Annotated in this window: 20 protein-coding genes; 11 read left to right on the top strand and 9 right to left on the bottom strand. The window is 58.8% G+C overall.

Annotated elements, in window-relative coordinates; all coding sequences use genetic code 11:
• Positions 1-9: 9 nt before the first annotated feature.
• The 8 genes from CHEJ32_RS0112260 to CHEJ32_RS0112225 all read right to left on the bottom strand — a co-directional run bounded on the left by CHEJ32_RS0112260 (position 10) and on the right by CHEJ32_RS0112225 (position 7,283).
• Entirely contained in the window at positions 10-255 is a 246-nt protein-coding gene (locus CHEJ32_RS0112260; protein ID WP_028034132.1) for a DUF6074 family protein, read from the bottom strand.
• 307 nt (positions 256-562) lie between these two features.
• Positions 563-2,125 carry a glutamine-hydrolyzing GMP synthase gene (gene guaA, locus CHEJ32_RS0112255; protein WP_028034131.1) on the bottom strand — a complete coding sequence of 521 codons (1,563 nt, stop codon included), beginning with the start codon at positions 2,123-2,125 and terminating at the stop codon, positions 563-565.
• Positions 2,126-2,253: 128 nt separating this feature from the next.
• Positions 2,254-2,892, bottom strand: coding sequence for a 5'-methylthioadenosine/S-adenosylhomocysteine nucleosidase (locus tag CHEJ32_RS0112250; protein ID WP_028034130.1), 639 nt, complete (start codon positions 2,890-2,892; stop codon positions 2,254-2,256).
• Entirely contained in the window at positions 2,889-3,347 is a 459-nt protein-coding gene (locus CHEJ32_RS0112245) for a PaaI family thioesterase (protein WP_028034129.1), read from the bottom strand. The genes CHEJ32_RS0112250 and CHEJ32_RS0112245 overlap by 4 nt, the downstream gene beginning before the upstream one ends.
• Positions 3,348-3,571: 224 nt before the next feature.
• Positions 3,572-4,690: a glycosyltransferase gene (locus CHEJ32_RS0112240; RefSeq protein ID WP_028034128.1), complete on the bottom strand. Its 1,119-nt coding sequence runs from the start codon at positions 4,688-4,690 to the stop codon at positions 3,572-3,574.
• A gap of 456 nt (positions 4,691-5,146) precedes the next feature.
• Positions 5,147-5,623, bottom strand: coding sequence for a hypothetical protein (locus CHEJ32_RS27145; protein WP_156936685.1), 477 nt, complete (start codon positions 5,621-5,623; stop codon positions 5,147-5,149).
• Positions 5,616-6,824 (bottom strand): site-specific integrase, encoded by a 1,209-nt coding sequence (locus CHEJ32_RS0112230; RefSeq protein ID WP_028034126.1) that lies wholly within the window; start codon positions 6,822-6,824, stop codon positions 5,616-5,618. Before CHEJ32_RS0112230 ends, CHEJ32_RS27145 begins: the two co-directional genes overlap by 8 nt.
• Positions 6,825-6,827: 3 nt before the next feature.
• Complete coding sequence (locus CHEJ32_RS0112225; RefSeq protein ID WP_028034125.1) at positions 6,828-7,283, bottom strand: Arc family DNA-binding protein; 456 nt, start codon at positions 7,281-7,283, stop codon at positions 6,828-6,830.
• Positions 7,284-7,582: 299 nt separating this feature from the next.
• Between CHEJ32_RS0112225 and CHEJ32_RS0112215 the strand changes: the two genes are divergently transcribed.
• From CHEJ32_RS0112215 to CHEJ32_RS24615, 10 genes are all read left to right on the top strand, one after another.
• A complete protein-coding gene (locus CHEJ32_RS0112215) occupies positions 7,583-7,852 on the top strand; it encodes a hypothetical protein (RefSeq protein ID WP_028034124.1) in 270 nt (89 codons plus the stop codon).
• Positions 7,849-8,553, top strand: a complete 705-nt coding sequence (locus CHEJ32_RS26265; protein ID WP_051469629.1) for a Rha family transcriptional regulator — start codon at positions 7,849-7,851, stop codon at positions 8,551-8,553. Before CHEJ32_RS0112215 ends, CHEJ32_RS26265 begins: the two co-directional genes overlap by 4 nt.
• A 92-nt stretch (positions 8,554-8,645) precedes the next feature.
• Positions 8,646-8,882 carry a hypothetical protein gene (locus tag CHEJ32_RS0112205; protein ID WP_028034123.1) on the top strand — a complete coding sequence of 79 codons (237 nt, stop codon included), beginning with the start codon at positions 8,646-8,648 and terminating at the stop codon, positions 8,880-8,882.
• The gene (locus CHEJ32_RS0112200; protein ID WP_028034122.1) at positions 8,879-9,148 is read left to right on the top strand and encodes a hypothetical protein; all 270 of its coding nucleotides are present in this window, start codon (positions 8,879-8,881) and stop codon (positions 9,146-9,148) included. Before CHEJ32_RS0112205 ends, CHEJ32_RS0112200 begins: the two co-directional genes overlap by 4 nt.
• Before the next feature lie 11 nt (positions 9,149-9,159).
• A complete protein-coding gene (locus CHEJ32_RS0112195) occupies positions 9,160-9,435 on the top strand; it encodes a hypothetical protein (protein ID WP_028034121.1) in 276 nt (91 codons plus the stop codon).
• A 211-nt stretch (positions 9,436-9,646) separates the two neighbouring features.
• Positions 9,647-10,207: a MarR family transcriptional regulator gene (locus CHEJ32_RS24620; protein ID WP_198023856.1), complete on the top strand. Its 561-nt coding sequence runs from the start codon at positions 9,647-9,649 to the stop codon at positions 10,205-10,207.
• On the top strand, positions 10,197-10,508 hold the full coding sequence (locus CHEJ32_RS0112180) for a DUF6074 family protein (protein ID WP_028034120.1): 312 nt from the start codon (positions 10,197-10,199) through the stop codon (positions 10,506-10,508). Before CHEJ32_RS24620 ends, CHEJ32_RS0112180 begins: the two co-directional genes overlap by 11 nt.
• The gene (locus tag CHEJ32_RS0112175; protein ID WP_156936684.1) at positions 10,505-10,930 is read left to right on the top strand and encodes a hypothetical protein; all 426 of its coding nucleotides are present in this window, start codon (positions 10,505-10,507) and stop codon (positions 10,928-10,930) included. The genes CHEJ32_RS0112180 and CHEJ32_RS0112175 overlap by 4 nt, the downstream gene beginning before the upstream one ends.
• 369 nt (positions 10,931-11,299) lie before the next feature.
• Complete coding sequence (locus CHEJ32_RS0112160) at positions 11,300-11,530, top strand: hypothetical protein (RefSeq protein ID WP_156936683.1); 231 nt, start codon at positions 11,300-11,302, stop codon at positions 11,528-11,530.
• 1 nt (position 11,531) lies between these two features.
• The gene (locus CHEJ32_RS24615) at positions 11,532-12,317 is read left to right on the top strand and encodes a ribonuclease H (RefSeq protein ID WP_245261074.1); all 786 of its coding nucleotides are present in this window, start codon (positions 11,532-11,534) and stop codon (positions 12,315-12,317) included.
• Between the two features lie 252 nt (positions 12,318-12,569).
• Here the strand turns inward: CHEJ32_RS24615 and CHEJ32_RS0112150 are convergent, their stop codons facing one another.
• Positions 12,570-12,857 (bottom strand): hypothetical protein, encoded by a 288-nt coding sequence (locus CHEJ32_RS0112150; protein WP_028034117.1) that lies wholly within the window; start codon positions 12,855-12,857, stop codon positions 12,570-12,572.
• 86 nt (positions 12,858-12,943) lie between these two features.
• Here CHEJ32_RS0112150 and CHEJ32_RS0112145 point away from each other — a divergent pair, with 86 nt between their 5' ends.
• Positions 12,944-13,321, top strand: coding sequence for an HNH endonuclease (locus CHEJ32_RS0112145; protein ID WP_028034116.1), 378 nt, complete (start codon positions 12,944-12,946; stop codon positions 13,319-13,321).
• Positions 13,322-13,913 lie beyond the last annotated feature (592 nt).

The raw sequence follows: 13,913 nt of genomic DNA, 5'->3' as shown, positions 1-13,913 counted from the left end.
CTAGAAGCCTCAAGCCTCGGCTTTCGTCGCATCCGTCTCGATCTGCAGAAGGACAGCGTGGAGAAAGTAGCGCACCTCTTCCTCTGCTGCACGAACGTCAACGCCATTCGCCGTCAATTGCTGCAACAGATTTCTAGCGGTCTCCCGCCAGAACAGATTTGCTTCATCACCGTGCTTCGTTCGAAGAGCTTGAGCGATACCGCTCAAAAGTTTCTGCTGGCGATAAAGGGGGAACGAGACGACACTTGCACTCATGAGCTTCCTCTCCGAATCGGGGGAAACCTAAAGGCGTGTGGTTAACGACCCATGAGCAGAGCGTGCGCCGTCCCGGTGAGCGACTCGCGCGAAGAATGACAAAACGCCCTGCCGGCCGAAGCCGGCGGGGCGTATAAGCGTAAACGGGGATGTTTTAGCAGTTCCCGCCTAAACCTACGGTGCCCTTTATGCTGTAGCCGTCACCGGAGGGTTTCTGGACTGGTCTTGGCTAGTGCCTCGAGTAGGCGAAATTGTCACAGGCAAAGTTCAGGGATCTGCTCGAGCCGAGACCGTGAGGGACGTCAGATCATTCCCACTCGATCGTTCCGGGTGGCTTGCTCGTCACGTCATAGACCACCCGGTTGATGCCGCGCACCTCGTTTATGATGCGTGTCGCGGCGCGGCCGAGGAACTCCATGTCGAAGTGATAGAAGTCGGCCGTCATGCCGTCCACCGAGGTGACTGCGCGCAGCGCACAAACGAATTCGTAAGTGCGCCCGTCGCCCATGACGCCGACCGTCTGCACCGGCAGCAGAACCGCAAAAGCCTGCCATATGGCATCATAGAGACCAGCCTTGCGGATCTCGTCGAGATAGATAGCGTCGGCAGCGCGCAGGATTTCGAGCTTCTCCCGCGTCACGCCGCCGGGGCAGCGGATGGCAAGGCCCGGCCCGGGGAACGGGTGGCGGCGGATGAAATGCTCAGGAAGGCCGAGTTCCTTGCCCAGCACGCGCACTTCATCCTTGAAGAGCTCGCGCAACGGTTCGACGAGCTTCATATTCATGCGCTCGGGTAGTCCGCCCACATTGTGGTGCGACTTGATGGTGACCGAGGGGCCGCCTGTAAAGGAGACGCTTTCGATGACGTCCGGATAGAGCGTGCCCTGCACCAGGAAGTCGGCGCCACCAAGCTTCTTGGCCTCTTCCTCGAAAACTTCGATGAAAAGACGGCCGATCGTCTTGCGCTTCTTCTCCGGGTCCGTCTCGCCCTCGAGCGCGCCGAGGAATCGGTCAGAGGCATCGACCAGGATCAGCGGCACGTTGTAGTGCTCGCGGAACATGGCGACCACTTCCGCCGCCTCGTTCTTCCGCATCAGGCCATGGTCCACGAGGATGCAGGTGAGCTGGTCGCCAACCGCCTCATGCGTGAGCAGTGCGGCCACGGAGGAATCGACGCCGCCCGACAACGCACAGATCACCTTGCCGGAGCCTACCTGATCGCGGATCGCCTGGACCGCCTGCTCGCGATAGGCAGCCATGGTCCAGTCGCCTTTGAGGCCCGCGATCTTGTGCACGAAATTGGCAAGCAGTCGCGCGCCGTCGGGAGTGTGCACCACTTCGGGGTGGAACTGCACGCCGTAATATCTCCGCTTGTCGTCGGCGATGGCCGCAAAGGGGGCACCGGCGGATGTGCCTACCACCTTGAAGCCGGGCGGCAGCGCCGTCACGCGGTCGCCATGGCTCATCCAGACCTGATGGCGCGTCCCGGGCGCCCAGACCCCGGAAAAGAGCGCGCAATCCTCCTCGATCTCCAGGAAGGCGCGGCCGAATTCACGGTGGTCGCTGGATTCAACCTTGCCGCCCAGCTGGGCGCACATGGTCTGTTCGCCATAGCAGATGCCGAGCACGGGCACGCCGGACTGGAAGATGGCATCGGGCGCGCGCGGACTTCCAATCTCGACCGTGGAGGCCGGGCTCCCGGACAGAATGACCGCCTTCGGCTTCAAGCGCCGAAAGGCCTCTTCCGCCAATTGGAAGGGGGCGATCTCGGAATAGACGCCTGCCTCGCGCACGCGCCGTGCAATAAGCTGTGTGACCTGGCTGCCGAAATCGACAATCAGAACGGTATCAGGATGGATCGTGGTGCTCATGGCGGGGCTTTAAAGAAGGAAGCGGTTTCACGCAACTGGTCTGCACGGGTTTTTGCCGGATTTTGTAACAGGTGCGGCTGCAGGCGGCCGGACGGAGCGCGGCTTTGTGAGGGCACCACTGAAATAAGCTATGGTGCGATCACGCCCTCGACAATCGCTGCCGTCAAGCGGTCGACCGCGGCGGCAAGCTTTTCATCTATGACGTGCAGGTATTGCGTCCAGTCGCTGACGTGACGCAGCTCCTGAGCGCCGTCCGAAATTCCGCGCAGCGCGACCAAGCCCACGCCGAAATGCTGGCAGGCCCTCAGGCAGGCATAGGTTTCCATATCGACCATATCGGCCGCGATCTCGCCATAGGCTTCACCGCTGACGATCCCTCCGCCGGTGGAGAGCCTGGCCTGGGGAATGCCGGGGATCCGCATCGGGAGCTGGATTTCCGCCGGTAGTCTCAGGAAAGGGGTTACGCCCTTCTCGAACCCAAGCGGAGACGCGTCCATATCGCGGTAGGAAACGGAACTTGCCTGATAGACTTCCGTCTGTTCCAGGGTCCGGCTGCCGGCAGAGCCCAGGGAAACCACGAGATCCGGCAGCTTGCCTTCGTGCCGAAGCTCCGACAGCGCGGCCGCCAATTTCACGGCCGCCTCGACCGGACCGATGCCGATCATCAACGGCGTGAAGCGTGCCTTGAGGCAGGGCCCATATTCCGCCTCCGCGGCCATCGCGAACAGCACTTTCCTGTCCCCCAGATCGGCGATCGGAATCTTCATCCCGCAATGCCCTCCCGTCCGACGATGGTCATCATGGTGCCGGTCATGGTGGCGATCAGTTTTGCCTCCCCTTCCCCGTCATAGGCATAGGCCTGGCCGTCGGCCACGATTATGGTGCGCCCGGGCTTGGTGACGGAGCCCCGGAACAAAAAACGCTCCCCCTTCCCCGGCGCCAGCAGATTGACCTTGAACTCAATGGTGAGCACACCCGCCTCGGCGGGCATCAGCGAATAAGCGGCGTAGCCACAGGCGGTGTCGAGCGCCATGGAGACGACGCCCGCATGCAGGAAGCCATGCTGCTGGGTCAAATTGTCGGAATGCGCCATTTCGATTTCGACGATGCCTGGCGTCACGAGCGTCAGCTCTGCCCCAATCGTGGCCATGGCCTTTTGGCGGGCAAAGCTGGCGCGCACCCGCGCTTCGAAATCCTCCTCGGCCAGTCGTCTTTCCGCCATGGGCGTCTCCCTGTTCGGCGGCCTTTATGGCAAAGCGACGTTTGTGGAGCAATCCGAAGATCGATCCGTGGACAGGCCAGGATGCGGGGATCGATCGAGCAGGGTGTTCCCGGCGCTTAAAGCAGATAGAACGGGCCTGCTACATTGCGGCGATCTATGTGCCGACCTCAGGATATTGTTCACATTCCTGGTACACCGGCGCGACGCATGGGAGCGGCAGGTTTTCAATGCTTAACCGTGAACATTCCGGCGTCATCGATCACCTTCTTGATCTCGGAAAGAAATCGCTCGCGCGAGAAGCGCTGAGCTCTGGCTTCGGCCGCAGCCCTCATCGAAAGCGCCTTTGTCGGGGTCAGGTCCCGGATTGCTCCCACTAAATCGTCGAGGGTGAACTCGGGGGGCAGAAGAGAACCCGTTTCGCCAGATATGATCGTCTCCTGAAGGCCGCCTTCAGCGACCCCGATGACGGGTTTGCCGGCAGCCATCGACTCCACGGGAGACATACCGAAATCTTCGTCTCGAGGCAGGTAAATGCTGGCGATGCAATTACCGATGAGCGAAATCATCTCCTTATCGTCGACCCATCCGCGAAATTCAATATTCGCTGCGTTTTCAGCCAGAGCCTTCAGCCTTTCCAGTTCGGTGCCTCCGGAAGCAACCACCAGCTTTTTGTCCGGCATCGCCTTGAATGCTTCGATGATCCTATCCACGCGCTTGAGCGGGCTCAGGCGCGCGGTGGAGAGATAGTAGTCCCCCTGCCCGGACCAGACGAACTGCGTCGTTTCGATAGGCGGATAGACAACCACACTGTCACGTTGCAGGTACTTGCGAATGCGCGCCTTGGTATTTTCGGAATTCGTAACGATCACATCCATTCGCGAGACGGCCCGCCGATACTCTCGCTCGAACATCCCCAGAATGGCTGGCGCGATGCCGCGGGTTATGCCCGGCATGCGACCTGCGAAATGTGATCGCTGATCAAAAAGAAACCGGGGAGGAGTGTGACAGTAGAAAATGTTCAGGCCCTTGCCTCTTCGGGGCGCGGCGAATGGAGCGGAAACGCCCGAAAAGATGCGGATTGGGTAGCGCTCGGCCTCACGCCTATATGTGGCGAATGCAATTGCGAGCGGGACCGGACGCACGCCTGGGGCGCGAAGGGCTGAGGCGAGCCCGATTTCCTTGGCGGCTCCAGGAAAGGCCTCTTCATCGTATGAGTCAGGGGTTCGGTAGCCAAAATAGAGATGGGCATCCAGAGCTTCGGCGAGTGTGAGCGCGAGACGCTCTCCGCCGCCGCGGATGGCGAAATAGTCGTGAAAAACAGCCACGGTGGGGTGCTGGCTCATCGGTCTTCCATCATGAGGATCGGCCACGTGCGCAGTTGCTACGGGTAATCGATCCGACATTCAACCTGATGATCAGCCCTCTCTAACGCGGCTAATCCTCTATTCATGACCTCTGCCCTCTGAGAAGGTCATAGAAGCCCTGGCAGGGCTCGAAACGAACCCTGATTTTCACGGATGCTTAGGTGAACTAGGAGTAACAGAAGTAATTCGGGAGAATGTGAGCGACAAGACCATCACGTGACAGCAGCAACCAATCAGCTGCGGCTTTCAACATTTCTGCTTACCCTAAACAAGTACCAATCAGATCAGTAACGATCAAGACGCTCACTCATGGCGATTCCTTCGCGTGCACGAGCGTATGAAGAGCCAAGAAGTGGCTGGGGAACCTGGATTCGAACCAGGACTAACGGAGTCAGAGTATTTGGAGGAACCTTGTTTTAACTACTCTTTTCGCGGTCATGTCGCGTCCATGTCGCGTCCATGCAGAAATCCGCGCATTGCCCAGCTGATGAAAAAGCCGATGACAAGGATGATCGCAGGTGGAATAAGACCGACGCTGACGGTCTGCCATACCGCACTCGCTCTTCCTGTCGATACCTGCGTTTTGTAGAAGCCCACCATCACCGGAGCTTTCTGCTCCATGATTTCCGCAAGGTTCCCATTATCCCTCCCGAGATATGTGATGTTGGGTGCACCGTCTACCTCGACTTCGACAAATTCGCCTCTTGCTTTTAGCTCTCGCGCCGCCCGCGCCTGATTAGAATGGGCTGCCCAGGCTACATCACCTTCAGGGCCAATGAATACATGAGGAGCTACATACGGATTGCTGATGCTTGACCACATGAACGTGGTTACGGTGGCAATCCAAAGCAACGATACTAGAACCCAGAGCCGAAAAAAACCACGAGCCCAATTGATGCGGCGATTACCCATGTCTGCGTCCTTCAAGCAATACCTGCTCTGCCATTCGCAGACTTTCCGCCTCGTCTAAGGCTGGAAACAGGTGGCCGTAGGTGTCGAACGTCACCTGAATGCTGGAATGCCCCATGCGGGCCTGCACGGCTTTCGGAGAGAGTTCCAGACCACCATCAGCCTTGCTGTTGATGCACCATGAAGCGAACCAGTGCCGCAGGGCATGCAGGCCGGTGTATTTGGGAGCAAGGATCGGATTGCCCTCTTCGTCCACCTTTCCTGTCGGCACCGTCACCTTTGCTCGGATCAGCGTCGGATGCAGACCACGCTTGATGATGTTCTGGTGCCACTCAACATTCCCCTCCCCGTTCGGAAAGACAAGATTCAGATCGCCCTTCGGACAGGCCAAGCGCCATTCACGAAGCGTGTTCACGACCATTGGCGTGAGCGGAATCGTCCTCTGCCCCGCGTCTGATTTAGGCATTCCGATTACGTGATATTTGTCGGCCCGCTGGCGGACGTGGATTTTCGCTTTATCAAGATCCACATCGGCCCATGTCAGGCCGCGAAGCTCTGAAGCCCTCATGCCTGTGAAAATGGCCGTGATCAGAAACGGCCTGTAGCGCCCCTCAGCGGCTTCCAGAATGGCGCGGACCTCCTGCATGGTCGGAATATCCACTCCATAGCGCAAACGCGCTTTCTGGCGCTTCTCTGCCTTTGCCCCGCCCTTGCGGCGCTTGGACATCTCATGCACCGCGTTCCGCACCACAAGGCCGCGTTCTTGGGCGTCGGAAAGGATGCTGCCCAGGCTCACCGTCACCCGCTTTATCATCGCCGCCGATCGGCCGGCCTCACGCAGCTTCTCCTGAAGGTCCCGCACAGCCGGCACGGTGATCTTCGACAGCTTAGTGGCGCCAATGAACGGCTCGATGTGGAGCGTGAGATGCTGCTTGTACTGATCGATCGTGGATCGCTCCAAATCAGCCGCTTCGCAGCTTGCAATCCACAGAGCGCCCGCTTCCTTCACCGTGATCGTGGCGCTGTCAGCAACGTGCACTCCCTCACGCACCTCCACATCGGCCTTGCTGGCGAAGGCGTCCGCTTCCTTCTTCAGCTTGAACGTCTTCAGCCGCCGCTTGCCCTTGGTGTCGACATAATCGACCACCCAGGCGGTTTTCTCCTCACCCTTGCTATTGGTCCATGTGCGCTTGCGGACGGACATGGGTTAATCTTCCCACGGTTGACGCGGGACACGTTCCGATGCCTCGGACGACAAGTCGACCTCGATGTCGGCTAACCCGAGAGCCAGAACCTTCACAATCTCTGATTTATCGCCGTCGGAGAGGAATGCCTGGCCAAGTGACCGCGCCATTATTGTCAACGTTCCGAGTGCCTCCCGGAGAGTTTGCAGGCTCCGTTCCTGGTTATTCATCGCTTCGAACAGGCGGCTTCTCTCATCGTAGAGACGTGCGACTTCCGCCTGCCTCTCCTGTAACTCGCTCTCAAGCTTGTTCAGTTCAGAGTCCAACGAAGCCCACGCCTGCTTAGCCTTTTCATAATTCTCAATTCGCCAGACGATCTCAGCATTTACGGATCGGTTGTTTTCACGCGCAGCGGCGGTGACCATATCCTTCATCTCTTCCGTCAGTCGCAGCTTTAGCTGCGGGTCTTCGCGAGCCATTCAGTCACTCCACAAATTTCACCCGTTATGGACCACCGTGGTCTTGACTGCAAGGAACCACGGTGGTTAGGTGATCACCGTGGTTACCAAATCGTATTAAAGGAGATCATACGTTGGCAGAAGCAGACACCCCTCTAGACCTCATTTGGGAGGTCTCAGCGATAGCAAAGGTGATAGGCCGAACCGAAAGACAAACATTTCACATGCTGGAGAAAGGGCCTGTTGCCCGCCAAGAAGGTCGGCGGGCGCTGGGTCGCCGAGCGCTCGAAGTTGACCGCTTTCTTTCTGGAGGACGCGGCATGAACGCTCGCGCTCAACCTCTCTTCCATGGCACCCACATCGAGATCACGAGCGGTACAATCCAGTCTGCGACGGTCACGGACGAGAACGGCACCCGGGAAGATTTAACGCGTATCGGGGAGCACCGCTTTTTCGTTGAGGTCGTAGAGGCGGATGGCAAGCGGGTGAGCTTGTGGGATGGCGCAAGCCACGCCGCGGCAATTGCCCAAGCTCGCATCCTCTCGCCCGATTTTGGCACCGTTCATGATCTGACGGGAGAGACGGCATGAACGCACTCGCCCAGATCCCCCTCACGATGTCGAGCCTTGAGATTGCCGGCCTGACGGGGAAAGCGCACCGCCATGTTCTCCGCGACATTCGCAAGATGCTGGACGCCTTGGACGCGTCGGAAACTTTCGCCCAAAGTTGGGCTAAAGTCTCTAGCGGTGGTGGTCGCCCGCTTGAGATTATCAATCTCCCCAAACGAGAAAGCCTTATTCTTGTATCGGGCTACTCGGTTCAGATGCGGGCTCGCATCATAGATCGCTGGCAGGAGTTAGAAGCCGCTGTCGCGGGTGCAACGACGACCGCAACAGAGCTAGACGTTGATGCGCGCCGTGTGATCGGCGGCATCGTGAAGTCGGTGGTCCATAAGGAACTTGCTGAGATCATTCCTTCGCTCATCAGGGGCGAGCTTGCTTCGCGGGCGCTTCTGTTTCGGGCTGGCTGCACTGCCGGCACGATCTGGAAGCAACATGGCCTCCCGAGGCTAAAAGGTGCCGCGGTCTGGTTTGGAAACCGTCTCGCTGAAATGGGCTGTCAGATTGAGCACGCTGGACGCGCGGACATTGGCGGCCGACCAGTTCGCCTATTCGATCCAGATCGCGCAGCGGTGTGCCTGAAGAACGGCCTTCTGATAACGGCGAAGAACTATGCGCTGGAGCGTCAGGGCCAGCGAAAACTCACCCTGATTACCGGGAGGGGCAAATGAACGCCGTCTCTTCTCCGAAGAAAAGGCCCAGCGAGGACTGCCATCCTGCCGGGCCCGTATCTCAAACTTCCCAAGCCAAAGGAAAGCTGAACATGCACAGAGATAGCAGCAGCGCGCCTACCTCGCAAGAACCGACCGCGGAGAACGTGCTGTTCGACGTCAGAGACAAGCTCTCGCGCATCAAAGATCTGAACGAGCTGATCTTCATGGCTGGCGAGGGAATGCTCGGCATCAGCAGGGACGCGGCCAATGCCATCTGCGCCGGCTCCGATGTGATCAAAGATGCGCTCGAGGAAGTCTGCGAGATGATCGACGGGAGGGCGGCATGAACGTTTCCAGACGCACCATCCTTTCGGGAATCGCCGCCATTCCCGCCGTCGCAGGCGCAGGTGAGCTTCTCGCGGGCTCTGAGCCCGCCGCACATCAGAGGCCGAGCATTGACCATTTCCTTGCCACAGCATCGGCAACTGATCGGGCTCGGTACCATGCCAATGCTTTGGCAGACGTGATGCAGGAGATCTACCCCGAGGCATTCTACACAGCGACGATCGATTACGAGCACCGCTTCGCTCTCATCGTTGATCGGGCTTCTTAGGGAGGGAGTAAATGAACCTTCTTCTCAGCCTCATGGAGGCTCACATAGCTGCGCTCACCGCCTATGACTCCCTGTCAGACGCGGAATGGAAAGAGCAAGGCATTGATCTCGGCGAAACTGTCAACGCAACCCGCGATGCCTTGCTGGACCATCGGGCCGCCACTTTGGAAGAGATCAGGACGAAGGCCGAATTTATGGCCAAGACCCGGACGTTCTTCGAGTGGGACGACTTCGACCGGATTAAGCTCATCCACGCACTGACACCTGTCATTGGGGGCGCTTCATGAGGCTCCTCCGCTCCTCATTGGCGGTCTTCCACGCCCGCCGCGCGCTCCACCTTCAGCGCCGGTCTAACGCCCACGCCGATCGCGCCAAAGCCCTCATTTTGAGGGCCAAGGCCGGTCATCCGCTGCTGCCAACTGAGCGGCTCCTGCTCGCCTCCATGGCGGGCCTCGCGATCTGTGTCCTCTGGATCTCTATGACATGGAGGGCTTGGGGGTGAGTTCGAAGTGGAAACGCAAGGGCAAATCCAAGTTCATCATGATCGAGGCGTACGTGAAGCGGAGCGCCGCATGGAAAGCCCTCACTCCGGTGGAACGTTCGGCCTACCTCGAGGTGAAATGGCGGTATGACGGCGTGAACAACGGCCGCATAGGGTTAGGATGTAGAGAGCTCGCCGACGAGATCGGCATGGGTCGTACCACAGCATCTCAAGCGCTCGACGGGCTTCAGGAAAAAGGCTTCATCGAGAAAACAAAGGCGAGCGCGTTTAACCTCAAGAATCGCGCTGTCACCGAATGGAGGCTGACAGAATATCGGTGCGATGTGACTGGGGAGCCGGCCAGCAAGAAGTTCATGCGATGGGGTCTGGGAAAAAAAACACAGTCCGCCCCAACGGACACACAGTCCGCTCCACCGGACACGGCGGCCTCGATAAAGGCAGAAACTATGCCTCACAGTCCGCCCCAACGGACTGTAGAGCGAATTTCGGGAAGCACACAGTCCGCTCCACCGGACACATATAGATATACCATGGGAGGTAAGACCAATGCAGCTTGAGGACCTTCCTCTCCTCGCATGGCAGCCACCCCGCCGGGTACTGCTCTTCCCGTTGACCAAACGCATCGGCAAAGTCAGGCACACAGCGCTCAAGCTCTCCGAGAAGAATGGCGAGGACGCAAACCTCTATTGGAAACAGGTCGTCGCTGCCAACCGGAAGCACCTTGAGCGCGTCGGGCTCTCTGCGGAGGAGATAGACGCAGAAATTCGGGAGTTCTTCGAAGCCGTGCGAGGTGAAATGTACCGCCTTGCCTATGAATGCAATCGCAGTGGGCAGCGACCCGGTGGAGGTGCAGCGTGACCCTTATTCCTATGCAACCGGGCCAGTGGGCTCTCGCCTACATTGAACACTTCTACCCAGGCTATTTCGATGGCGACATGGCCGGCGCTCTCGAACGCCTAGTCAAGGGCGGCTCGGGCTGGACGTGCCTCTACAAGCCTGATGACCAATTCGACGTGGTTCGGGTCGAGCGCGTCATGCCGAAGACGTTCCTCGATGTCGACGGCAAGCGACGCAGCCGAACCCTGGTAGTTGCCGCAGCCGACACGGCCGGTGAGATGCTGGCCCTTCGCGACAAGCTCTTCACCATCGGCTTTGCCGCTGATCGAGCGATCGAGGAAGAGACGGCGCGAGTAATGGCTGATTTTGCCAAGAGAACGCGTGCGGAAGCGCTCACCAAGATCCACGCCGCGCTGCCGCACATTTTCGGGAGGGGAGCATGAGGCTCAGACACGAAGATCGCATCAGCGTTGCGATGCGCTACGCCACGCTGATCGGCGGCTTCATCATCGGCTACGTGATGGGGGCGGCATGAAGTGGCAAAAGCAAGAGCGGGCGAAGGTCGCTGAACTTGAGAAGATTATGGACGGAATTGACGGCGAGCGTCGGGCCGCACTCGATCTCTGCATCCATCGGAACAAGGAACTTGCTTTCCGCGACCAGAGAATCCGCGATCTAGAGGCTGCCTTGCGCGGGTGTTTCTGTCCGCGTCCATGCAACGGCCGGCCAGACTATTTCACGGTAGGCGAGTGCGTCGATGCTGGAGAATGCGGTTGTTGCGACGGCGCGCCATTGAAGGGGAAGGAACCGGCATGAGCTATTTGGCCCCCAGGAATCCCGGTGAAATATACGAAGACGAGAACGGCGATCGCTGGCTCGTCACCGGTCTTTACCTTGAGCCCACGGTGGAGATGCAACGCATAGAGGCGCGATGGTCGGATGAGCAGCCCGGTCCAATGAAGCAGTTCGGCGGAGTTTCAGGGCTCATGTGGAAGGGCTTCCGCAAGATCGCTGATGCACCTGACCTGAAGAGGGCGCGGTAGAATGGCTTACACCTTCCCTGCCTCCCTGCATCCGCTCCGCGACTGGCTCGCCGCGCAGGGGCTGGACGAACAATCACTCAAGACCGAGCGCCAGACTGCGTTCATGGCACAGCGGCTTGCCGGCACGCGGTTCAAGTTCCCGCCGAAAGGACAGAGCTGCATTTTGGTGCTGCAGAAAATCCAGGCGGCCGCTCAGATACGAATTACAGAGGGAATCGCCTCCACGGCAACGCAGTCCAAGGGCTCCAAGCGGGGAAGGCCGCAAGTGGAAATCACCCCTCCGGCCGGGCTGGTCATTTACTGTGACGGTGCCTGCGACCCGAACCCCGGCGCTGGCGGATGGGGTTTTGTGGTCTATCGCGATGGTGTGGAGATCCATACCGAATGCGGCGGCGATCCAGTTGCGACCAACAACACGATGGAACTCACGGGCGCCCTGATGGCGCTACGGTGGTTTGCCGCCCGCGGCGTGATCGAGCCCGTTCGCCTGCTCTGCGATAGCCAGTATGTCGTGAGGGGATGCAACGAATGGCGGCACGGCTGGAAGAAGAAGGGTTGGAAGCGCGGGCCACAGAAGGAGCTTGCGAATGCCGACCTATGGCGCGAGCTCGATGAAGCCCTGACGCTGGTTCCGATCACTCTCGAGTGGTGCAAGGGCCACGCCGGCATCCTTGGCAACGAGCGCGCCGACGAACTCAGCCTGATCGGGCGTGAGAAGGCACTGGAAACCGTTCCGGCCGGGAACGGTTCGCTGATCGAGCAGCAGCTTGCTTACGAGGTGGTGTGATCTTGATCATCCCTGCCGCGTCCACCTTTGGGATGCACTTTCCGCCGAACTTGCCCGCAAAACCATCCTGCATAACGGAATGCGTGTTTTGCGGGTGTTGCTCAGCACCCCTCAAAACGGGCATATTCCCGCTATCGTCGGAGACTCGTGAGCGAGTGAGACGATGCAAGAATGGTGCGCTCACGGAGGCGAGAAACGTGCCGGTTTTTGAGCCGCCTGGGTCAGAGGCGGCTCTTTCACTCGAGGTCGATCTCAATCGTCAGGCGTATGTTCCAGATAGTAATCGAAGTCTTGAAGCACCTCGACCCTGTCCCAATGCGTGCGGCGGAAGTTCTCTGCGCCGGTAGGATATTCTACTAACGTCCAAGTAACAGACCCCCTCGGACCTAGATCGTAGGTGGCTTCGTAATGTACGGCAGTTCCCATTTCTCTCTCTTCAGTGGAAACCACATCCCAATCAAGGTCCTCAGGCAAAACATCGACAACCTCACCCCCACTAAGCGGGCGCAATTTCGCTGTTCCTTTAACCGTTATCTTCATCTACTCCCCCATTGGTTGCAGCTGAGCAATATCACGCGCGCCACTTACGCCGCCAGACTTTTGTCCCCGCTCATTCAGTTGAGAGGATGACCAAGCTCTCCAATTTAAAACCTCGACTCGGTAGCCTCTCCACGCGCATCGGCCAAGCTCCAACGGATGAGAAGGCCCGAGACCACTACCGCAATGACAGCCAGCCATGGCGGGCCTGGTACAAGACGGCACGGTGGCAGAAGCTTCGCGCTTTCGTCCTGAAGCGAGACTTCTACACCTGCCAGCGCACGGGCGTCTTGCTCACCGGCAGGCACCCGGCACCGAATAGCCCGGTGGTCGATCACATCAAGCCGCACCGTGGCGACCCAGAACTCTTCTGGGACGAGGCGAACCTGATGACGGTCAGCAAGGCCTACCACGATACCGTCAAGCAGGCCGAGGAGCAGAGCGAGATCAAGGGCGTGTGGTATTGATGCGAGACAGTCGTTGCTCAGGAGCGTTGGAAAATGCTTTCGACGTGTGTGAAGTGGTTGCGAAGGCTTTCAAAGATAAGGTTTTCGATCCACTCCTGTTGATACGAGCCTTCGTATGGACGGGTCAAAACATTGAGGAGACGATCGCCACCAACTGCGTATTCACGCCATCTGTCCTTTATTGGGTCCGTCTCCTCGTCATCGATATGAACTATCAGTCCATCGAGATAAAATCGGTAGTACCTTACCTGCGCGGGTTCCATCCTAGGAGGAGTAAGATACTCTTTGTACTCGGTCCTCGGACCCGCATTGTGCCAGGCCCCCTTCGTTGACAGCTGCGTGAGCAGAATCGGAAACATTGACGCTGGCGAAGAATTCCCCGTCAACACCATATCACGCAGCACCTCCAACCGAGGTTTCGGCACATCGACATGGAAGTATGGCAGCTTCGTACTCGCCGCCCTCCATAAGAGACTCAGAAAGAAAAGCCGGAGACGAGCAGGATCGCGTGTTTCTAAGCGCCGCAGTCCAGCTCCAGTGGCTGGCTCAATAGCCTCCGTTCCACCGGGCAATGAATTGCTGCCGCCCCACG

Origin of the sequence: Chelativorans sp. J32 (genome assembly GCF_000518985.1) — a bacterium.
Taxonomy (GTDB): Bacteria; Pseudomonadota; Alphaproteobacteria; order Rhizobiales; family Rhizobiaceae; genus Chelativorans.
This window is presented reverse-complemented; position numbering and strand designations above follow the sequence as displayed.